Genomic DNA, 22,057 nt, shown 5'->3' with positions numbered 1-22,057 from the left:
GACGCCGCGCGCCCTGGCGCCGTGGCCGGTAAAACCTGGAGGTACAATGACTAAAACGACTTTCCTCAATTTTGAACAGCCGATCGCGGAACTCGATTCCAAGATCGAAGAGTTGCGCTTCGTGCAAGACGATTCGGCCGTCGACATCTCGGAAGAGATCGACCGCCTGGCCAAGAAGAGCCAGCAACTGACCAAGGATATCTATGCCAAGCTGACCCCTTGGCAAGTGGCGCAGATCGCGCGCCACCCGCAGCGCCCCTACACCATGGATTACGTGAATGAAATCTTTACCGATTTCCACGAATTGCATGGCGACCGCAGCTACGCGGACGATTTGTCCGTCGTCGGCGGCCTGGCCCGCTTCAACGGCCAGCCGTGCATGGTCATCGGCCATCAAAAGGGCCGCGACACGAAAGAGCGCGCCATGCGCAATTTCGGCATGCCGAAGCCGGAAGGCTACCGCAAGGCCATGCGCCTGATGAAAGTGGCTGAAAAGTTCAACTTGCCTATCTTTACCTTCGTCGACACGCCAGGCGCCTTCCCCGGCATCGACGCGGAAGAGCGCGGCCAGTCGGAAGCCATCGGCCACAACCTGTACGTGATGGCGGAACTCAAGGTGCCGCTGATCGCCACCATCATCGGGGAAGGCGGTTCCGGCGGCGCGCTGGCGATTGCCGTGGGCGATGCCGTGCTGATGCTGCAATACTCGACCTATGCCGTGATCTCGCCGGAAGGCTGCGCCTCAATCCTGTGGAAGAGTGCCGAGCGCGCCTCCGACGCGGCCGAAGCGCTGGGCCTGACGGCGCACCGCCTGAAAGCCATGGGCCTGATCGACAAGATCATCAACGAACCGCTGGGTGGCGCCCACCGCGATCCGAAACAGATGGCGACCTTGCTGAAACGCGCACTGGCCGACACCCTGCGCCAGTTCCACGGCATGAAAACCAAGGACTTGCTGGCCGCGCGCCATGAAAAACTGCTGAGCTACGGCAAGTTCAAGGAAACCACGCCGAGCGAGTAAACCATCGCCGGCGCAGGCCGGCAGCAAGAACACCAGGGACAGGCAGCCAAGCGACATCACTCGTTTGGCCACCTGTCCCTCTTTGCATTCCAGGAGTCTTATGAAAAAGCAACAAAACGCCACCGTCGCCGACATCTTCGCCAGCGCGCTGGCAACCTGCGGACCGCAAGCCGGCGAAGCGGTCGGCATCGCCCTCAGCGGCGGCCTCGATTCCTCGGCCCTGCTGCATCTGGCGCATGCCTGGGCGCAAGAGCACGGCGTGGCCCTGCACGCGTTCCACGTGCACCATGGCCTCAGCCCGAACGCGGATGCGTGGCTGGCCCACTGCGGGCAGTTGTGCGCCGGCATGGGCATCGCCTTCGAGGCACGCAAGGTTACGCTGGAAAAGAATGCGAAGACGGGCACGGAAGAGGCGGCCCGCAAGCGCCGTTACGCGGCCCTGGGCGAACTGTGCGCCGCGCACGGCGTGCGCCTGCTGCTGACGGCGCACCACCAGGATGACCAGGCGGAAACGGTGCTGCTGCAATTGCTGCGCGGCTCCGGCACGGCGGGCCTGTCCGGCATGGATGGCGCCAACAGCGCGCCCGAGCTGCTGGGCAATCCTGACCTGGTGATGGCGCGTCCGCTGCTGCCCGTGTCGCGCAGGCAACTGGAGGCGTACGTGGCGAAACACGCGATTGCGCACATCCACGACGAATCGAACGACGATCCCCGCTTCGCCCGCAATGCCTTGCGGCACCAGGTGATGCCCGTGCTGGCGCAGGCCTTTCCCGGCTTCCAGGAACGCTTCGCCCGCAGCGCCCAGCACGCGCAATCGGCGCAGCGCCTGTTGACGGAACTGGCGACGCAGGACCTGGCCGCCTGTCTCGATGGCGAGTGCATCGAGCTGGCGAAATTGCGCGTGCTGAGCGCGGACCGCTGCTACAACCTGCTGCGCCACTGGTTCGGCACGCGCGGCTTGCGCATGCCGTCGACGGCGTGGCTGGCGGAAATGCTGGCGCAGCTGCTGGAGGCGCGGCCCGATGCGCAATTGCTGGTCACGCATCCCGAATGCCACGTGCGGCGCCACCGCGACCGTTTATACCTGACGCCGAAGCTCGATGACCTGGCCGGCATGCGCGAGCGTGACGATGCGGGCATTCCCGGCCTGGAAAAAGCCAGCCAGGAATTCATCTGGCAAGGCGAGGCCAGCCTGGCGTTTCCCGCGTATGGCGGCGTGCTGCATTTCGATGCGGTGGAAGAGGGCGGGCAGGGTATCGATATTGCCTGGTTGCAATCTCAAACCTTGACCATCGATTTCCGCCAGGGTGGCGAGCGCTTGAAACTGGCCTTGAACCGTCCCACCAAGAGCTTGAAATACCATTACCAGGCGTTTGACGTGCCCGCCTGGGAGCGCGAACGCCTGCCCCTTGTCTGTGCGGCGCAACAATTGCTGTTCGCGGCTGGTATTGGCCTCGATTGCCATTGCCTGAGCCTGCTGGATCGTCCCCGTGTCGCCTTGCGCTGGGTCTCCTGCTGAGCGTAAGGGCAGCCGCCACGGCCACTCCTGGGGTGGCTGCCAAGCGGCTGCTCAAGCCAGCTGGACTGCATGGATTGGTTATTTCCATATACGCAATCGGTATGAGCTAATGCGCTTTTTAGCTTGTTATTTTGCATTGCGGCATGTAGAGTAAAGCCCTCCTTTTTTATTCTTCTTGAGCGGAAACTTCACTCTTATGGCTTTAATCGTCCACAAATATGGCGGTACGTCGATGGGCTCGACTGACCGTATCAAGAATGTCGCCAAGCGCGTTGCCAAGTGGCACGACGCTGGGCATCAAATCGTGGTGGTGCCATCCGCCATGTCGGGCGAGACCAACCGCCTGATTGGACTGGCCAAGGAAATCATGGATCAACCCGATCCCCGTGAACTTGACATGATCGCCTCGACAGGCGAACAAGTGTCCGTCGGCCTATTGTCGATGGCACTGCTGGCGATCGGCAAACAAGCCGTATCCTATGCTGGCTGGCAAGTCGCGATCAAGACCGATTCCGCCTTTACCAAGGCACGCATCCAGTCGATCGATGACGAAAAAGTCAAACGCGACCTCGATGCAGGCAAGATTGTCATCATTACCGGTTTCCAGGGCGTCGACGAACACGACAACATCGCGACCCTGGGCCGCGGGGGTTCGGACACCTCGGCCGTGGCGATCGCCGCCGCCATGAAGGCGGCCGAATGCCTGATCTTCACGGACGTCGACGGCGTCTACACGACCGACCCGCGCGTGGTCTCCGAGGCGCGCCGCCTGAAGACCATCACCTTTGAAGAAATGCTGGAACTGGCTTCGCTGGGTTCCAAAGTGCTGCAGACGCGCTCGGTGGAATTTGCCGGCAACTACCGCGTTCCCACACGCGTGCTGTCGTCGCTGACCGACCCGATGTTGCCGCTGGAAATAGAAGCCAATTCAGGCACCCTGATTTCGTTTGAGGAAGATACAAACATGGAACAAGCAGTCATCTCCGGCATCGCCTTCAACCGCGATGAAGCCAAAATCACCGTGCTCGGCGTGCCCGACCGTCCAGGCGTGGCGTACCACATCCTGGGACCGGTGGCGGACGCGAACATCGAAGTCGACATGATCATACAGAATCAGTCGGTAGACGGTAAAACGGACTTCACCTTCACCGTCTCGCGCGGCGAATACACGCGCGCGCTGGCCGTGCTGGAAGCGAACCGCGAATCGCTGGGCGCGGCCAGCATCACGGGCGACGCGAAAGTGTCGAAACTGTCCGTCGTCGGCGTGGGCATGCGCAGCCATGTCGGCGTCGCGTCGCAAATGTTCCGTACCTTGTCGGAAGAGGGCATCAACATCATGATGATCTCCACTTCCGAGATCAAGATCTCCGTGCTGATCGATGAAAAGTACATGGAACTGGCCGTGCGCGCGCTGCATAAAGCGTTCGAGCTGGAAAAAGCTTAAATATCCAAAAATATTGCCCCACGCCCTTGACCAAAGGGGGGGCAATCGATATTATGACGTTCGTCGCTGCAGCGCAGTTAGCTACAGAGACATAGTTGAGTAATCAGCTAGGAGACGTGGCCGAGTGGCCGAAGGCACATCCCTGCTAAGGATGCATACGGCTTATACCTGTATCGTGGGTTCGAATCCCACCGTCTCCGCCAGAATCAAATAAAAAAGCCTCCCCTGTGGGAGGCTTTTTTATTTGTCTGGACGGAACGGTGGGATTCGAAGGGCGGGGCCGTGCCGGCCCAGCCCTCTCCGAATCGCCCAACCACCGCGCTCCGCGCGGGCCGTTGGCCGCGCAGCGGCCAACGCCGTCCCCCCATCTCAGGCTGCAGCAGCCAGCGCCCCCACCGGCGCCATTCCCTCAGCAATAAATACAACAAGTGACTTAGTGTGAGTATTGACTCTTTGTCATTATGGATAATGGCAATGTTATTAATAAAAATACGCATGCCCCGCCATGCTTCCATTGTCCAGTCCAATCGAGGAGTTGTCATGTCCCACCGCCTTCCCCGCAGGTACGTGTCGCTGTGCCTGGCCGCCATGCCGTTCGCTTGCAGTGCCGCCTTCGCCGCGGAAAGCACGGTCAATCTGAATGTCGACCTGAGCCTGCAGTCCGTGCCCAAACTCGAGCTGCGCCTGCTGCAGGAGCCGCCGAAGTTGAAGGCGCGCGCCAGGCCCGCCAACCGCGCGGCGAGCAAGCGCGACGAGTACGAGAAAGCGTACGACCTGTACATCCGCTACGCCAACGGCAGCATCTATAACCCGACCACGGCCAAGCATGACAAGGTGCGCCTGCGCTCCTACCAGCAGACGGACGGCCTGGCGCTCGATGGACGCGACGAGAATGCGGCCACCTTCATGGCGCCCACCGTGGTGATGGCGCCGGGGCAAACCGTGCGCTTCAAGCTGCATAACCAGTTGCAGGCGCTGCCGGACGAGCAGTGCGCGACGAGCGATATCAATGCAGCGCGTCCCATTGGCTGCTTCAACGATACCAATCTGCACTCGCATGGTCTGTGGGTCTCGCCCTCGGGCAATAGCGACAACGTGTTGATATCGATCAAGCCTGGCGTGGATTTCGAGTACGAATACAATATTCCCATCGACCATCCGGCCGGCACGTTCTGGTATCACCCGCACCAGCATGGCGCGACGGCGATGCAGGTCGCCAGCGGCATGGCCGGTGCGCTGGTGGTCGAAGGCGACCGTTATCCGAGCGCCACGGCGAATGGCGACCTCGATGTGATACTGAAGCCATTCCAGCCCGACGATGGCAGCGGCAGCGCCGGCGAGGTGATGCTGCTGCAGCAAATTCCCTATGACTGCCCCAGCAACAGCCTGACGCCGACGACGCCGTGCGCCACGGACGGGGTAGGCGTGCTGGAGGATTTCGGTCAGGTCAACGATCCGAATGCCTGGCTGAAGTCGGGCCGCTATACCTCCGTCAACGGCAAGGTGCAGCCGGTGCTGAAGATGAAGACGCAGCGCCTATACCGCTGGCGCATGATCGACACGGGTTTCCAGGCAACCGTGGTGCTGCGCATCCGCCGCGCGAACGATCCGCAAAAGCTGTTCAAGGCGCTCAGCGTGGCCAACCAGGACAAGGACGTGATGGAGCTATGCGATGGCGAGGACGTCACGCAGTTCGAGGTGGCCAGCGACGGCTTGACGCACGACAGGATCATCCCCAAGACCTTGAACTACCTGCAGCCGGGCTACCGCAGCGATATCCTGTTCTCGCTGCCGAAAGCCGGCGCCTATTGCGTATATGCGGAAACCAACGTCAACAACATGACGACGATGCATGACGTCAACAACACGCGCCTGATCGGCGTGATCGCCGCCAGGACCAACGCCAAGGCATCCGCACGCGTCAGGTCGGGCGAGTCGCCGCGCGATTTCCTGCTGGCCGAGTTGCGCAATGCCGTCCAGAGCCTGCCCGGCGCCCAGTTGCCCGATAGCGTCAAGAGCACGATCCTTGGCGACCTGGAGAATGGTTTCAAGCTCGGCAAGTTCGTCCCGCATGCGGGCTTCAGCGCGGCGGCAAAGGACGCGATGCGCGGCAAGAAGAAGGAGTATGTGACCTTCAATATCGCCAAGTTGGGCGGCAAGGCCCGCTTCATGGTGGAAGGCAAGCCGGAAGACTCGCCGATACCCGAGCTGAAGTATGTCTATGACCCGCACCGCGTCGACCACACGCTGGTGCTGGGCACCGAGCAGATCTGGGAGCTCGCTTCGAAGAATGGCAGCCACCCCTTCCATATCCACGTCAACCCCTTCCAGATCATCGGCATTACCCGCACCGACGGCGGCGCGGTCGATGCGCAATACAAGGACCTGATCGGCACGTGGAAAGACACCTTGCTGGTGATCGAAAAGCACAAGATCGAGATCGCCACGCGTTACCAGCGCTACATCGGCGAATACGTGCTGCATTGCCACATCCTCGAACATGAAGACCAGGGCATGATGCAAAACGTCAAGGTGGTACTGCCGGATGGCAAGGGCGGCGGCGACGCGGGCGGACACGGACACTGACCGTTCCTGGCGGCAGCGCGTCCGGCGCGCTTCCGCCTTTCCCAACCTGCCTCTGGAGCAACTGCCCATGTTACGCATGAAAACTTCCCTTCTTCCCCTCCTGGCCGGCTTGCTGTGCGCGGGCGTCTGCACCGCGGTACAGGCGCAGGCTGGCGTATCTTGCCGCCCGGAATTGCAGGCCCAGGCGGAGCCGGGCGGCGCGCGCGTCGTGCGCTACCGCAAGAATATCGATGAGCTGACCCCGGCCGAGCTTGACGCCTTCAAGCATGCGGTGAGCGAGATGAAACGCAAGAGCCAGGAAAACGTGTATGACCGGCGCGGCTTCCTGTGGCAAGCCTGGGTGCATAACTGCACCTCCGTCGACGTCTTCAATGACCGCCAGGCGGCCTTGCCCGGCGACAGGCTGAAGCAGTTGCTGGGCGATCCGACGCGCAACAGTTGCGACATTGCTTATTTCATCGACAAGGTGGCGACCGAGGACAATGCCCACGAGGAATTCCCAGGCGAGTGCGAGCACCAGAAGAACACCTTTTTGCAATGGCACCGGGCGCAGCTGTACTTTTATGAGCAAGCCCTGCAGGCGGCCGACCCGAACGGCGAACGGGGGCCCAGCACGCGCAACGTCGCGCTGCCGTACTGGAACTTCACCCGCAAGCCTTCCGGCGTGCGCTATCCGAAAGCCTTCGAGGATGTCGATTCGCCGCTGTACGATGCCACGCGCAAGAGGGAGGGGCTCGACAGCTCGCTGGCCACGGCTTCCCCCAACTTGCTGGCCTACCAGATCTACTACATGGATTGGGCCGATTTTGGCGGCGACGAATACGGCAGCCTGGGCGGCGGCAACCTGGAAACAAAAATCCACAATCACATGCACGCGACCTATATGGGCGGCAACATGGGCGACAACGTCACGGCCGGCCTCGATCCGCTGTTCTATGCCTTCCATAACTTCCTCGATTACAGTTTCGAGAAGTGGCTGGACGAGCATGGCGACGCCGGCATACGCGGCAGCGGGCGCACGGCGTTCATGCGCAGCGAACAGGACGCCAGCTTGCCACGGCCTGTCGGCTGGAGCGCCGGCAGCGGCGATGCCCAGCGCAGCGATTCGGGCGACTACACGGCCAACATGGGCCAGGCGGTGCTGTACTTCGACACCCTCCGGCAAGGCTATGGCTTCCAGCCGCGCTATGGCGGCGAATTTGCCCGCAAGAAGGATATCCAGGCCTTGATCGACCGGCACCAGCAGGCGGGGTTTGTATTCGGCGACAACCAGAAAAGCCTGTTTGCCGCCTTGCTCAGCGACGATGCGGCCGATGGCGCGGTCGTCAGGCCCGACCTCACCGTCACCGGCGCCTACACGATCCCGGCGCGGCGGGTGGCCGGCGACAAGCGGGCGAACATGGTGCTGGACCGCGCGCATGCGGACGAGGACTACAGTTTTCAGGCCGATATCTACCTGTATCCCGCCAAGGTGGCCGCGCGCATCGGCAACAAGGCGTTCCGCGACCGCTACCTGGTCACCAGCACCAGCCACTGGGCCCTGTCCGGCGCCCACCAGCATGATAAATATGTCATCGAAACGGATATCACCGGCATCGTCGACAGCCTGGTTCCCAAAAAGCGCAGGCAGGCCTGGCGCATCACGGCGGCCATCACCACCAATGACAAGGGCCGCGGCCTGATACGGCAAGGCGATTTTTCCACGCCCGTGATCCAGCTTGTCGACCGGCGCAAACCTGCCGAACCCACGTATGAGGAGAGCAAGCCATGAGCGAACGGACCAGCTTCAAGCGCGACGTGCAGGGCCTGTTTTCCCGCTACGTGGCCGACATGAACAAGATCAAGCTGTCGAACCCCGATTCGACGGGCGTGCAGCGGCTGTACCTGAATGACTATGCGAGCGTGAAGGCGTTTGCCTGGCAAATCCAGGTGGCCATCCACGGTTACGACTATGACAGCCGCAACGCAAAATGGCTGGTGGACGCCGGGCACCGCCTGCGCGCACCGGGAGGGCGGGAAGGCGAGTATGTCATGTCCGCGCCGCACCCGATGCCGCCCGACGGGCCGATGCCGCAGGAAGGCATCGATATCTTCGACCAGTGGGTGAGGGATGGCATGCAGCCGTGACTCTCAGGCCAACCGGCACAGACACCCTTGATGATCAGGAGTTCAGCATGGCATACACAGGTTTGAGAATTCATCCGGCCATCGGCATCGCCCGCGTCGGCAACAGCGAAGAATACTATCTGGGCCCGGAAAGCCTGGCCGGCATGCCGCTCGATGGCCAGGATGGCACGGGAGGCTTGCCGATCCGGCCCGGCACGGAAGACACGACCATCGCCAGCACCGAATTGCGCGACGCGAGCGGAAAGCTCAAGCGGCAGGCGGCCCGCTTCCGGATTTACCAGTATGCGTTCGACGCGGCGGACGGCGTGGAAAGCTACCCGCTGGGCCGGCGGGGCGCGGCGGCCGAAGTGGCCATCGGCAGCATGGTCGATGGCAAGATCGTCAAGGACATCGTCTGGACCGTGCACCTGGCCAACAAGAAAGCCAATAGCTGGGAGGGCGGGGACGGCGTGGCGCCGTTTGAAAACCAGCGCGCGCCGGCCCTGCGCAATCCGGCCTTCGGCACGCCAGGCTCGCCGCACTTCGGCACGCCGGCCGACCCGCTGCGCGTGAAGCTGCTGGTCATCGACCCCGGACCGCGCACCGTGCAGGCTTCGCGCCAGGGCGTGCAGCAGTTCGACACATCGACGCCGCCGTCGTGCGCGGATGCGGCCAGCGGCGCCGTGCGCAGCCTGCCCGACTATCCCGTGTCGTTCCCGCGCGGCGGGCAGCCTGGCGCGCCGGCGCAAGGCCCTGGCGCCATCATCGCCTCGCTGGGCGCCATCACGACGGAAAAGAATGGACGATTGCTGGTGCTGGGCGGCTATGGCAAGGCCTGCGGCTTCGACGCGCAAGGCAATTATTCGGCCGCCGCCGTCCTGCACGACAATGTCAACAACGACAACTGGTTCGATGACGTGGCCGATGGTCCCGTCACGGCCATGCTGCTTTTTGCCGACGGCACGGCGCGCAGCGTCGAGGGCGGCGCCTGGGTGATCTCGAGCGACCCGTCGTACGCGCCGCAAACGGCGAACGTCGTATCGCTGTGGGACGACCTGTATTGCACTTGGCTGGAAAAGATGGCGCTGCGGCCCGCCGTCCATGCGGACGGCAGCTACCAGGCGGGCTACCGGAGCAATTTCCGTACCGATGTCCAGCCCATCCTGCGCGCGGCGTCGCTGCAGCGCTGGACGACCAGCTTGCCGGCCAGGGCGATCAAGGAGCACGACTTGCTGGGCAAGATGAAGGCGGAAGGCCTGACCTACCCGATCATGAATTTCATCCGCCATCCCGACCAGACAGGCGCGCCGTCGCTGAAGCCGCAAATGCCGCTGTCGCTGGGCGATGCGGGCAGCAGCCTGCTGACCCTGACCCGGGCCCAGTATTTTTTCATGGACCAGTGGGCGCATGGCCAGTATGTGGCCGACAGCGGCGATTTCCTGCTGGGCGCGGGCGAAGCGCTCGACCGTACGGTCCTGTTCAACTGCCTGGGCGGCCGCTACAGCCCCGGCATCGAGATGGGTTTTATCGTGCGCGACCCCGGCCTGTACCGGCAGGCGTGGCGGCGCCATGATGCCGGCGGCCCGTTCCGCCTCAATGCCCAGCATCTCGATTACGCGGCAGCCGTCAGGGACCAGCCGTTCCTCGGCGCCGGCTACATGCCGCTGCGCGGCGGCGAGCTGCAGCCCGGCGACGTGTCGAAGTTCATGGCCTTGCCGTGGCATACCGATTACAACTCGTGCGCCACGCATTTGCCCGACCCGAATCCCGGCGGCACGGTGCTCAATAACCAGCAGGCGATCGATGCGGCCACGGCGCTCAATGGCAATGGCTACAATACCTTGCTGTATTCCTCCTGGCCGGCGCAGCGGCCCGTGGCCGTGTACACGTATGACGACGTCGTCGCCAATGGCGGCGAATTGGCGACGCCGCGCTATTCCGTGCGCGGCAAGGGCACGCGGGCCGATGGGGTGCCGTCGACCACCCCGGAAAATGCGGAAATCGATCGGCCCGCCATGCATGTGGGCCGCTACCAGGACCGCGCGCAGTTCCTGCTGAACTGGCACCGCATCGGCGTGGTCGTGCAAAGCACGGCGATTGCGCGCAAGGCGGGCGAAAAGGCCATCTGCAAGGATTACTACCTGGAAGTCGAAAGCCTGTTCGACAGCGATGAAAGCAACCTGGTCGAGTATTGGCGCAATACGGCCATCGACAAGGTGTACCGGCCGAAGCCGCAGCCGAAACCGAAGCCCTGATGGCGGCGGTTGCAGACAGTCCCGGCGCGGCAGGGCCATCGCGGCAGCGCTACCGGGTCGCCATCATCGGCGGCGGCCCGGCCGGCTGCGCCTGCGCGCTGGCGCTGGCGCAGCATGGCGTGCACGACGTGCTCGTGATCGAGGCGGGCGACTACGCTCAATTTCGCATCGGCGAAAGCATTCCGCCCGAAGCCAACCGTCTGTTCCAGGCGCTGGGCATTGCGCAGGATTTTTTCGCCGAGGCGCACGCGCCTTGCCATGGCAGCTGTTCCTGGTGGGGCAGCGACAAGCGCGGCTACAACGACGCGCTGCTGCATCCGCTGGGCCATGGCTGGCACCTGGAGCGATCCCGTTTCAATGGCTTCCTGGCGCACCAGGCGCGCTTGCGCGGGGCGGAAGTGCTGCTGCGCGCCAGCCTGGCCGCGTCGGCTCCGGCGCAAGGCGGCGGCTTTGCCCTGGAATTGGTGCTGGGCGATCCGGCGCACCCGCGACCGGCCAGCATCCATGCCGATGTGGTGGTCGACGCCAGCGGCACGCGCGCCGTCTTCGCGCGCCAGCGCGGCAGCCGCAAGGTCGAAACGCTGCCGCTGGTCTGCCTGGCCATGCGCTTTGCCGCGCCCGACGGCCCCCGTTCCGGCCTGACGCACCTGGAAGCGGTTGAACATGGCTGGTGGTATGGCGCCCATCTGCCCGACGCCACCTTGCTACTGGCGTTCTACAGCGACGCGGCCACCGTCAAGGCGCGGCGCCTGCAGCATGCCGCGCACTGGCTGGAAGGGCTGGCGGCCGCGCCCAATACGGCAGCGCTGGCCCGCGGCGCCGTGCCGCTGGCAGGCGGCGTGCAGAGCTTTCCCGCGCCGTGCTACTGCCTCGAGCAACTGCATGGCGACGGCTGGCTGGCCATCGGCGACGCCGCCTCGGCCTACGATCCCGTCACCTCGCAAGGCATCGTCAAGGCGCTGGCCAACGGCATGGCGGCCGCTGGCGCCATCGCCGGTCACGCCACCCTGGACGCGGTGGCGCAGACGGTGGCGCAGCGCTACGCCGATTACCTGGCGCAGCGCCAGCAGTACTACGGTTGGGAGCAGCGCTGGCCCGCCGCGCCGTTCTGGCGCCAGCTGCATGCGGATGCGGGTGCTCTAGCGGATTAACGGCGCTGCGCTTCGCGTTCGAGCGTATCCCTGCCGATGATCTTCAGGCTGGCGCCGCCCTTGAACGGCAGCGCTTCCTCGCTGCCCGCCGTCTGGATGCCGGCCGAGACGCCGATTTCGGCCGTCACGTCGACGAATTCCGTACGGAACATGCGCAGCTCGGTATGCTTGATGACGCTTTGCAGCGCAATCGACTGGCCCGGCGCGATGGGGGTGAAGGCGCGCTTGAGCGCGTGATTGGCCAGGCCCGTCTTCAATACCTGGCTTTGTTCGCTCGCGTTGTCGATCAGGCGCATATTGGGCCCCCGCGCTTGCATGTACTGGAGCGGATAGCCGACTTCCCCATTGCCGATATTCTTGATGACCACCTCGATGCGCATGTCGCTGCCCGTGAAAATGCAGGCCGGATTATCGATGCAGTGGGCGCTGATGGAGAGGATGTCGTTCGGCATGGCGTTTCCTGGGAGTTGTAGGGACACTGCGAGCAGTGCGATTAGGAGCCGTTCAGGATGATATCGCATTTGATCTGCCGTCCTATTTTCGTCCGTAGCAAGTCCTGCACTTCGATGGCGATCTGCCAGGCATGCCGGTCACGGATGACGATGGAGCCGGCCGAGTTCATGATGTTGGCAGCGGCCGGTTCCGGCTCCTCATCGTCCGAGAGCGAAGGCACGGGCGCATCCCAGCTGCCGTCCGGTTTCTTGTATTTGACGGTCTCGTCGTCTCCTTCCACATACGAGTATTCATCCGGCAGGCCATAGCAGTGACCGAATTCATGGGCGTGTGTCTGGCCATCGGTCGAGGCGGACACGTCGATGATGGTACCCGTCACGCTTTCGCGGTCGTAGCGTTTGTGGATCTGCATGACGTAGTGCTCGTTGCTCTCCACATAAACGACGCGGTAGATGATGGGCAGGGTACGCGTGCCGCATTCCGGATCGCTGATTTTCATCTGGAATTTATTGTTCCAGTGGCTTTCCAGCCCCGTGGTGGCGATGCCCTTGACGTACTTGATGACGGCGGCGCGCTGCTTGGCCCGCGTGGCGGCCTGCGGGGTGCCCTTCTCGCGCTCTTCCAGCGCCTGATCGGCCGGCTCGAGCACCGTGATCACCTTGACGCGCAATTCGGCGATGATGCCGGTATTCGACTTGACGGGCACGTAGATCTTGTAGCGCACGGTGTCGAAATAGTTATGCGGCGCGCCAGTGGCGCCGAAGGTGTTGTTGTAGCGCGGCACGCTGGAGACGCTAATCTCCTTTTCATAGTCGGCGATCCAGCAGGCGGGGCGCTTGATCAGCACTTCCTTGCGCTGCTTGTTGTCGACGGGGCTGGTGCTGGACGTACCCGTTGCCTTGAATTTCGGTTCGGGGTTGGGCGGCGCCTTGGCCGTCGTACCGGGAGCGGGCGCCTTGGCGCGCGTGTCCGAGCTGGGCGCAGGAGCCTGGTCTGGGCCGTTCTCCGTCTCGGGCAACTGGCCCGGCGACTTGAGCAGTTCGATCACCAGCGCCTCGACGGCGGCAGCCGCCACGATGTGGGTCAGGCCCCTGGCGTCCGTCATGCCCGTTTCGATGCTGCCGTCGGCGCGCTTGACGCGATACGGCTGGCGCGCCATCAGTTCGCCCGTGTCGCGGTCTTTCAGCACGAAGCCTTCGTCGAACAGTTTCAAGCGGCTGTCCGGCAACGGCGGCAGGCCGGCCGCGGCGCTGGCGCCGCCATTGAAGAGATGCTGCCCGCCCTTGACCGTAAAATGGCCGGGGCAGCGGAAGGTGATGTCGCCGCCTTCGAGCGTGATCGAGGATTGTCCCGCCTGCAAGACGATTTTCTGGTTGGCTTTGATGTCGATGCTGTCGCTCACGGAGATCACCGTGACGGCTTGATCGGCGAGGATTTCCAGCTGGTCGGTATGCGCTTCGAGCGAGACGGGGCCGTTGCCAGCGACGGCCTTGATGCCGCCTTCCTGGCTGAACAGCGTGGCCGCGTTGGCCGCCACCGAGGCGACCGTCTGGCCGGCCGTCATGTGCAGGTCGGCCTGCGCCGTCCAGTGCAGCTGCTGGCCCGCGAATATCACCGTCGACGCGGGCGTGGCCCAGTTGATGCTGCTGGGCGACTCCATCAGCACCAGCGGCTGGGCGTAGCGTTCCACGGGCTGGGCCGCATCGGGCGCGCGCGTGCCGCTGCCCGCCTTGCTGGCTTCCTGGCCGCCGACACTGGCCTGGTACTTGCCATCCTGCTGCGGGTCGATCTGCTTCGCCATGTCCAGCTGCGCCTGGTTCGCATCCTTGCTGACGAGGGCTTTTTGCTGGCTTGCCGATGTCGCCACGGTCTTGCTCAGTTCACAGGCGCCGCGCAGCAGGGCTAGCGCCTCCCTGGTGTCGAGCTGGCTCGACGCCACGCCAGCGCCCTGGCGCGCGCGCGCCGTGGTCGAGAGCAGTACGCCTTCGCCGGCGCGCAACATGGCCCAGGCATCGGTGCGCAACTCAAAGCCGCTGCCGCGGTAGCTGCCCCGTTGCGCCGAACTGGCGCCTTGCTGCACCAGGTAGCCCAGATTGAGTTCGGTGGCGGCGCTGCTCGACGCGAGCCGTGTGCGCAGCTGGCCCTGGGTATCGTCCAGCACCCACTGGTTGTAGCCGGCGCCGTCGAAATTGTGGCTGTGCATGCCCGACAGGACGCCCGCGTGGTTGACGCCAGAATCCTCGCCGGCCGCATACGGCGGCGTGTCGCTGCCCGTGTAGAGCTGGGCGACGACCAGCGGGCGGTCCATGTCGCCTTCGATGAAGTCGACCAGCACTTCGGTGCCGAGGCGCGGCGTGAATTGCGAGCCCCAGTTCGGGCCGGCCAGCGCTTCGGCCACGCGCACCCAGGCGCCGGACGCCTCGTTGCCGGGCGCGTTGCCCTGCTGGTCGGTGTTGTGCGCCAGACCGCCCGGATTGGCGGCGCTGCCGCGCTGCCAGGCAAACTGGATGCGCACCTGGTGGTCGCGGCCCGTGGTGGCCACGCTGTCGGCCAGGCCCACCACCAGCGCCGTCTGCGGACCCAGCGCCACGGCCGGCGCGCGCGCGGCGGTGGCGCGCGGCACGATGGCCACGCTGGCGCGTACGCAGCCGAAGCGGTTGCGGTAGGTGCCCGGCTCGATCTGGCCGGCGATCCAGTCGGCCACGCCGCCCAGGCCGGCCGTCCTGGCCAGCTTCGACAGCATGCCGCCCAGGCTGGCGCCGGCCGGTCCCGTACTGTTGCGCGCCTGGTGCTCGGCCCACAGCACGGTGAAGGCGTTGGCGCCATCGGCATGCTGCTCGTGCTGCAGCAGGCGCATGGCGTGGCCGGCGGCCAGGCGGCGCACGGCGCCGGCGCCGTCGAACTGCTTGTTGTCCAGCTCCAGGGCTTGCAGCATGCGCTCGCTGTGCGGCCCGGCCGCCGCGCGGCCGGCGTGCAGGTGCTCGCCGGCGCCGTCATACACGGCCAGCTGCGGCAATTGCCCGGCCTCCAGGCTGGAGACTTGCTCGGCGGCGGGCGCCGTCACCTGCGCCGGGTCCCAGCTGCTGATGCTGACGGCGTTCGACTGCACCTGGCGGCGCGCGCCGAAGCGGTCGATGGCGTCGTCCGTATCGGTGGCGCGCACGCCGTGAAAGCGCATGTCGGCGCCGCCCGGCGTCGGCGGCGCGGTGGCCTTGCTGTCGAAAATCACCAGTTTGTGCCTGGCCTGCGCCTGGCCATCGCCGCTGTCCTGCGCGCCGCCGGGCTGGTCGTGCTCGAAGCGCCAGCTCAGGCCTTCGGCAGCGAGCAGGCGCGCGAAGAAATCGAAGTCGCTTTCGCGGTACTGGGTGCAGATGGCGCGCGTGGCCAGCGCCTGGCTGACGTCGAATGCGAAGCGCAGCTGCGGGTAGTCGGCCAGCAGCTCGGTGATGATGTCGCGCGCATTCTTGTCCTGGAAAATGTAACTGTCGCGACGCAGCTGCAGCAGGGCCAGGGCCGGCTCGAGGCGCAGCCGGTAGCGCGCCACGCCGCCGTCGGCGCCCAGCCAGGCGCAATCGGTGCAGATGCCGTGCCAGGCGCGCTGGCTGCCGTCGGGCTGCAGCAGGCACAGCGTCATTTCTTCGCCGATGAAGGAGGCCAGGTCCAGGCTGGCCGCGGTGCTCAGGGCGTCGACCTCGAAGCGGAACAGTTCATTGACGGCCTCGCGGCCCTCGAACTGTTCCGCCATCAGCGATTCCGGCTGCCCGGACTGCTGGGCCGTGGCCAGGCTGATGAGCCGTGCATGCTGGCTCAGGCCCGTGCCGAACTGGCCCGTTGCCGCGGGGGGGTGTTGTGCGTCGCCCATCACGGCAGGGTAATGCTCAGGTTAGCCACGCGCGGCGCCAGCTTGACGATGTCGTTGTAGGCATTGATCTGCGCTTGCGTCTGTTTAGCCAGCATGGTGCGCAGCCCCAGGTAGCCCAGTGCGCAGATCAGGGCGAACACCGAGCACAGCACCCATGACGGCACGTTGTTGCGCAGCTTGTGGATGATCTGGTCGGGCCGCTCCGCATGCGGGGCGAAGCCGGTTTTCTTGCCCTTCATCTGGGCGATTTCGTCGCCCAGGCGCGCCGTCAGGTAATTGAGTTTTTCCGGGCCTTCGAGGATGTAGCGGCCCTGGAAACCCAGCAGCAGGCACATGTGGAAGACTTCGAGCGCCTGCAGGTGCGCGCTGCCGCGCGCGCGCAGTGCTTCGAGACGGATGAAGAAGTTTTCGCCGGCCAGCTGGTCGCCGAACAGCACCAGCTGCAACGGCCGCCGCGCCCATTCGTCGCGGATGCTGTAGGGCGAACGCAGGATGATTTCATCGACGGCCGCGCAGAACGCATATTTGGCGGCGTCGATGTCGTCCGCCGACGCGCCCTGTTTTTTCGCGCCGCGGCTGAACTCATCGAGGAAGTGCGTCATCTTGCTGATGAAATCGGCATTGTCTTGCGGTCCGCTGCCGTTCTTCAGCATGAACAGGGCGTAAAAACCGTCGTACATCAAGTCCATCAAGGTGTGTTCGGTGCCGGGGCCGGCAGCCATGCTGGCGGCATAGGCGGCCTGGCTGCCGGACATCAGGGAAGGGGGGGCGCTGGAGTGCATCGTTGGACCTCAGGAAGTGACGGCAACAAGTTCGAGTTTCAGTTCACGCATGCCGGAAGGGACATACACCAGCAGCGACTGCGCCTGCAGCATGCGTTCGTACATCTGGCCCTTGGCCTCGATGGTGAAATAAAACATGTCGGGGCGCACCGGCACGGCGGCCGGCACCTGCGGCGCATGCTGCAGGCGCACCCCGGGCAGGGCGGACAGGACGAATTTTTCCACGTCGTCGGGCGCGCCCACCTTGAAGCGCAGCGGCACCACGTCGACCAGTTCCACGCCGGCCATGTCGGCGGACACGCCCAGGTAGAACGCCGTCTTGGCATCGATCTTTTCCGAGTCCAGCTTGCCGTGATGGTAGGACGGCTTGGTTTCCGTCAGCGCGATGGCGAAGTATTTCGACGAGATCACGGTGTCGAGCAATTCGCGGATCATGGCGTGCAGCTGGGCGAACGATGGTCCGGGATCGGCATGCCGGTACGGCGGCAGGTCGGCCAGCGCATGGCTGCGTGAAAAGGTCATCAAGCCGCCCGCCAGGGCCAGCAGCTGCTCGTACAGGCGCTCCGGATGCAGCGCCGGATGATGGAAGTAATGGCTGAGCGAGGCGTAGGCCGCGCTGGCCGTGTGCAGCAGCCAGAACGAGGACATGTCGCCGGAGCGAAATTCGATCACGCTCTTGCTCGGCTCGCGGTGATGCCCATACAGCGCGTTGACCTTGGCTTGCAGCGCGTCGATCAGGCGGCGCAGCTGCAGGAACAGCAGGGGCGCGCTGCGGATGGACAGGCTGGGGGGCACGAAGGCCGGATCCTGCTCGAAGCCGCCCGTCGACAGGCGCCGCAGGCGCAGCAGGGGGAAGCTGACGTAGGAATCGCGCGGTTCGGCATCGGCGACCAGGCGCAGGGTTTTTTTCAGGTAGGTCAGTTCGGCCTGCGCGGCCTGGGTGTACAGGTCCGGCGTGCTGAGGTTGGCCTGGGCGTAGCGCGCCGCGTTGTTGGGCTGGCCGCTGGCGGCGAAGTTGCCGCCGAATGGCTTGAAAGCCGGCAAGGCGGCGTGGAAGGTCACCGATTGCAGCGACGACGGCAAGTTGCCCAGGTCGAGCGCGTCGGGCAGGTCGTCGCTTCCGGCGGCGTTGTAGATTTCGCCGTCCTGGAAGACCAGCGACAGTTCCAGCAGGCGCAAGCTGTTGTTCGCCAGCGCATCGCGGTCGATCTGCAACTGGTTCACGCCCCACGCATACGGGTGCAGCGCCTTGACGCTCTCGTGCAGGCGCTGTTCGTGGTACTGGTCTTGCTGCTGGAAATGCTGGGGCCGCAGGAACAGCCCTTCGCCCCATAACAATTTGTTTGCCATGCTCATGAATTGCCCTCTATGCCAGACACAGTGAGGCGCGCGGCAGCGACTGAAAATCATGCTTCGCATCGCGCAACTGGGTGCTTTTTTCGCAACTGCAAGAACCTTAACATTATCTTGAAGAATGGTGCGTACGGTACGTTTTTAGCGTGAGTAGTGTGAGTTTTCGCGTATTTTCTATCGAACGCAGTGAATTTTGAAATCATGCTACGCTCCGAAAAATAAACAATTAGCAACTATAAAAAGCAACTTTTCAATCGCCAAAACCGTCTTCTTTTTTGAAGGAAAGCTCAACATGACACGCCCGGTTTCGCTATGCACGCTTGCAGTTATCGCCTGTGCTTTTACCCTCAGCGCCTGCAGTACGGCGCCGGTGGCCAAGCCGCCGCCCGTCGTGGCGCCGACGCTGGAAGAACTGATGGCCAAGGCCACGCAGGCGGTGGACACGGGCAACAAGGCGGCGGCGCTGGCGCTGTGGCAGGAGGCGGCCGCCGCGGCGCCCGCCGACAAGCAGCCCTGGGTGCGCATGGCGCAAAGCCGCTACGATGCGGGCCAGTATGGTGAAGCCATCCTCAATGCCCAGGAAGTGCTGGTGCGTGATCCTGCCGACAAGCTGGCCAACAGCGTGATCGCCATCAGCGGACTGCGCCTGTCGACGCGGGCGCTGGCCGACCTGAGCCGCCAGAACAACCTGTCCGGTCCGCTGCGCGCGGAATCGCAGGACCTGGCCAAGCTGCTGCGCGAGAGCCTGGGCGAAACCGTGCTGGTGCCGCCGCCGGACAAGCCGCCCGTGCGCGCGTCGCGCAAGCAGCCAAGCAAGCGCACTGCCGATGAGGGCAGCGCCAATCCATTCAACGCCCTGAAGTAGCCAGCCAGGCACAGGTACGCCGCAGTTCAACAGGCGCATCGCCGATGCCGCCAATATTTGGGAAGGGGATGTCATGTCGAAAAAAGATAGTGTGCAGAAGCGCTTGCAAAAGGTACGCCCGCCACGCGTGCAGATGACCTATGACGTCGAGATCGGCGACGCCATCGAAAACAAGGAGCTGCCCTTCGTGGTGGGCGTGGTGGGCGATTTCGGCGGCAATTCCGAACTCGAGCAGAAGCGCCTGAAGGACCGCAAGTTCGTCGATATCGACCGCGACAATTTCGATGAAGTGATGAAGGGCATCGAGCCGCGCGCCACCTTCCGCGTGCCGAATGAACTGGGCGCCGCTGGCGGCCAGTTCGGTGTCGAGCTGAAATTTCGCGCGATCGCCGATTTCCGCCCGGAAGCGGTGGTCGAGCAGGTCGAGCCGCTGCGCAAGCTGCTCGAGGCGCGCACCAAGCTGGCCGACCTGCGCAACAAGCTGGCCGGCAACGACAAACTGGAAGACATCCTGAATGACGTGCTCAACAGCACGGAAAAACTGGCCCAGCTGGAACAACATTCCCACGTCAGGAAAGATTGATATGTCCGCACAACTGACCCCCGCATTGAGCGCTGCCGGCGCCGCCGAAATCGACTTGCTCGACCAGATCGTCGAGCAGAGCAAGGTGGCCAAGTCCAGCGTCGAACACGCCCGCGCCAAGGATCTGATTTCCGAACTGGTCAGCCAGGTCATGGATGGCACGGTGGTGGTATCGAATAACCTGGCCGCCACCATCGATGCCCGCGTGGCCGAACTGGACCAGCTCATTTCCGCGCAGCTCAGCGCCATCATGCACGCGCCCGAATTCCAGAAGCTGGAAAGCAGCTGGACGGGCCTGCACTACCTGGTGAAGAACACGGCCACCGGCACGAATCTGAAAATCAAGATGATGAACGCGACCAAGCGCGAGCTGGTCAAGGATTTTCAGAGCGCGCTGGAGTTCGACCAGTCGACCATGTTCAAGAAGGTCTACGAAGAGGAATTCGGCACCTTTGGCGGCGCGCCGTTCGGCACCTTGCTGGGCGACTTCGAATTCAGCCGCCAGCCGGAAGACATGTATTTCATCGAGCAGATGTCGCACGTGGCCGCCGCCGCGCACGCGCCGTTCATCTCGTCCGCCTCGCCGGAACTGTTTGGGCTGGAAAGCTACAGCGACCTGGGCAAGCCGCGCGACCTGGCCAAGGTCTTCGACACGGTCGAGTATGCGAAGTGGAAATCCTTGCGCGAATCGGAAGATTCGCGCTACGTGGGCCTGACCTTGCCCCGCTTCCTGGGCCGGCTGCCGTTCAATCCGCTCGATGGTGCCACCGTCGACGGCTTCAATTTCGTCGAGGACGTCGACGGCACCGACCACCAGAAATACCTGTGGTGCAATGCCGCCTACGCGTTCGGCACCAAGCTGACGGCCGCCTTCGAGGATTACGGCTGGTGCGCGGCGATCCGCGGCGTGGAAGGGGGCGGCTTGGTGGAAGACTTGCCGACGCATACCTTCAAGACGGACGAGGGCGAGGTGGCGCTGAAATGCCCGACCGAGATCGCCATCACGGACCGCCGCGAAAAGGAATTGAGCGACCTGGGCTTCATCTCCCTCGTGCACTGCAAGAACACGGACTATGCCGCGTTTTTCGGCGCCCAGTCGGCGCAGAAGGCGAAAAAATACAATACCGACGCCGCCAATGCGAACGCCGTGCTGTCGGCGCAGCTGCAATACATTTTCGCCGTGTCGCGCATCGCCCACTACATGAAGGCCATGATGCGCGACAAGATCGGCAGCTTTGCCGCCGCTTCCAACGTGGAAGATTTCCTCAACCGCTGGCTGACGCAGTACGTGCTGCTCGACGATAACGCCAGCCAGGAACAGAAGGCCCAGTTTCCCCTGCGCGAAGCCTCGGTGCAGGTGGCGGAAGTGCCGGGCCGGCCCGGCGTGTACCGCGCCGTGTCCTTCCTGCGTCCGCATTTCCAGCTCGACGAATTGTCCGTTTCACTCCGTTTGGTCGCGGAGCTTCCGCAGTCGACCAAATCGTAATGTATTTTTCTTCACACCCTTGAAAGGAATAACATGGCAATCGACGTATACTTGCAAATTGATGGCATCAAAGGCGAATCCACGGATAACAGCCACAAAGATTGGATCGAATGCAAGTCGGTCCAGTGGCAGGTGTTGCAACCCAAATCGGCGACCGCCTCGACGGGCGGCGGCCATACCGCCGAACGTACCGAGCACAAGGATATCGTCATCGCCAAGATGGCCGATCTCGCCAGCCCCTTGCTGCTGCAAACTTGCTCTTCTGGCAAGACTATTCCGAAAGCCAAGCTCGAGTTCCTGCGCGCCGATGGCCAGGGCGAGCGCATCAAGTACTTCGAGATCGAACTGGAGAATGTGATGATCAGCAGCGTGGCGCCATCGGTGGCCGCTGGCGACATTCTCGGCGAAGACCTGGCACTCAAGTATTCGAAGGTTAAGTGGAAGTATACGCAGCAAAAAGTGGGTGGCGGTTCGGGCGGCAACACCTCCGGCGGCTGGGACCTGTCGGCCAACAAGACAGCCTGACCGCATCTGACCGCGTACGCCAGCGGCGCGCTGCCGCCGCTGGCTTTCCTGGCCGCCGGCAGCGGC

General features: G+C 63.8%; 16 protein-coding genes and 1 tRNA gene. 13 read left to right on the top strand and 4 right to left on the bottom strand.

Translation table 11 applies throughout. The features are described 5' to 3' along the window. Positions 1-46 precede the first annotated feature (46 nt). From O0879_RS08805 to O0879_RS08765, 9 genes are all read left to right on the top strand, one after another. Positions 47-1,021 (top strand): acetyl-CoA carboxylase carboxyltransferase subunit alpha, encoded by a 975-nt coding sequence (locus O0879_RS08805; protein ID WP_034756951.1) that lies wholly within the window; start codon positions 47-49, stop codon positions 1,019-1,021. 100 nt (positions 1,022-1,121) lie between these two features. Next, positions 1,122-2,540, top strand: coding sequence for a tRNA lysidine(34) synthetase TilS (gene tilS, locus O0879_RS08800; protein WP_289915991.1), 1,419 nt, complete (start codon positions 1,122-1,124; stop codon positions 2,538-2,540). Positions 2,541-2,736: 196 nt separating this feature from the next. Next, complete coding sequence (locus tag O0879_RS08795) at positions 2,737-3,984, top strand: aspartate kinase (RefSeq protein WP_035817435.1); 1,248 nt, start codon at positions 2,737-2,739, stop codon at positions 3,982-3,984. Positions 3,985-4,094: 110 nt separating this feature from the next. Continuing rightward, positions 4,095-4,187 (top strand) — tRNA-Ser (locus O0879_RS08790). A gap of 337 nt (positions 4,188-4,524) precedes the next feature. Then, entirely contained in the window at positions 4,525-6,570 is a 2,046-nt protein-coding gene (locus tag O0879_RS08785; protein ID WP_289915988.1) for a multicopper oxidase family protein, read from the top strand. 67 nt (positions 6,571-6,637) lie between these two features. Beyond that, the gene (locus O0879_RS08780; RefSeq protein ID WP_289915985.1) at positions 6,638-8,341 is read left to right on the top strand and encodes a tyrosinase family protein; all 1,704 of its coding nucleotides are present in this window, start codon (positions 6,638-6,640) and stop codon (positions 8,339-8,341) included. Next, entirely contained in the window at positions 8,338-8,697 is a 360-nt protein-coding gene (locus tag O0879_RS08775) for a hypothetical protein (RefSeq protein WP_289915984.1), read from the top strand. The genes O0879_RS08780 and O0879_RS08775 overlap by 4 nt, the downstream gene beginning before the upstream one ends. 47 nt (positions 8,698-8,744) lie before the next feature. Next, positions 8,745-10,931: a LodA/GoxA family CTQ-dependent oxidase gene (locus O0879_RS08770; protein ID WP_289915983.1), complete on the top strand. Its 2,187-nt coding sequence runs from the start codon at positions 8,745-8,747 to the stop codon at positions 10,929-10,931. Continuing rightward, positions 10,931-12,082, top strand: coding sequence for an FAD-dependent oxidoreductase (locus tag O0879_RS08765; RefSeq protein ID WP_289915981.1), 1,152 nt, complete (start codon positions 10,931-10,933; stop codon positions 12,080-12,082). Before O0879_RS08770 ends, O0879_RS08765 begins: the two co-directional genes overlap by 1 nt. Here O0879_RS08765 and O0879_RS08760 read toward each other — a convergent pair. Genes O0879_RS08760 through tssK form a run of 4 tightly spaced genes read right to left on the bottom strand, consistent with a single transcriptional unit; the run spans position 12,079 to position 18,535 of the window. Beyond that, positions 12,079-12,534 (bottom strand): hypothetical protein, encoded by a 456-nt coding sequence (locus O0879_RS08760; protein ID WP_099664668.1) that lies wholly within the window; start codon positions 12,532-12,534, stop codon positions 12,079-12,081. The genes O0879_RS08765 and O0879_RS08760 overlap by 4 nt on opposite strands. Positions 12,535-12,575: 41 nt before the next feature. Further along, a complete protein-coding gene (gene tssI / locus O0879_RS08755) occupies positions 12,576-16,397 on the bottom strand; it encodes a type VI secretion system tip protein TssI/VgrG (protein WP_289915979.1) in 3,822 nt (1,273 codons plus the stop codon). Beyond that, the gene (icmH, locus tag O0879_RS08750; RefSeq protein WP_289915978.1) at positions 16,397-17,179 is read right to left on the bottom strand and encodes a type IVB secretion system protein IcmH/DotU; all 783 of its coding nucleotides are present in this window, start codon (positions 17,177-17,179) and stop codon (positions 16,397-16,399) included. Before icmH ends, tssI begins: the two co-directional genes overlap by 1 nt. A gap of 9 nt (positions 17,180-17,188) precedes the next feature. Next, positions 17,189-18,535 carry a type VI secretion system baseplate subunit TssK gene (gene tssK, locus O0879_RS08745; protein ID WP_099664665.1) on the bottom strand — a complete coding sequence of 449 codons (1,347 nt, stop codon included), beginning with the start codon at positions 18,533-18,535 and terminating at the stop codon, positions 17,189-17,191. A gap of 289 nt (positions 18,536-18,824) precedes the next feature. On the opposite strand from tssK, the gene O0879_RS08740 reads away from it, so the two are divergent. The 4 genes from O0879_RS08740 (at position 18,825) to O0879_RS08725 (ending at position 21,991) form a co-directional block, all read left to right on the top strand. Beyond that, positions 18,825-19,397, top strand: a complete 573-nt coding sequence (locus O0879_RS08740; protein ID WP_257218664.1) for a hypothetical protein — start codon at positions 18,825-18,827, stop codon at positions 19,395-19,397. A 73-nt stretch (positions 19,398-19,470) separates the two neighbouring features. Beyond that, a complete protein-coding gene (tssB, locus tag O0879_RS08735; protein ID WP_077402277.1) occupies positions 19,471-19,980 on the top strand; it encodes a type VI secretion system contractile sheath small subunit in 510 nt (169 codons plus the stop codon). A gap of 1 nt (position 19,981) precedes the next feature. Continuing rightward, the gene (gene tssC / locus O0879_RS08730) at positions 19,982-21,466 is read left to right on the top strand and encodes a type VI secretion system contractile sheath large subunit (RefSeq protein WP_099664664.1); all 1,485 of its coding nucleotides are present in this window, start codon (positions 19,982-19,984) and stop codon (positions 21,464-21,466) included. A 33-nt stretch (positions 21,467-21,499) separates the two neighbouring features. Beyond that, on the top strand, positions 21,500-21,991 hold the full coding sequence (locus O0879_RS08725; protein ID WP_035817450.1) for a type VI secretion system tube protein Hcp: 492 nt from the start codon (positions 21,500-21,502) through the stop codon (positions 21,989-21,991). The last annotated feature ends 66 nt before the right edge of the window (positions 21,992-22,057 follow it).

It is taken from the genome of Janthinobacterium sp. SUN120 (genome assembly GCF_030397735.1).
GTDB classification, from domain to species: Bacteria; Pseudomonadota; Gammaproteobacteria; order Burkholderiales; family Burkholderiaceae_D; genus Janthinobacterium; species Janthinobacterium kumbetense.
This window is presented reverse-complemented; position numbering and strand designations above follow the sequence as displayed.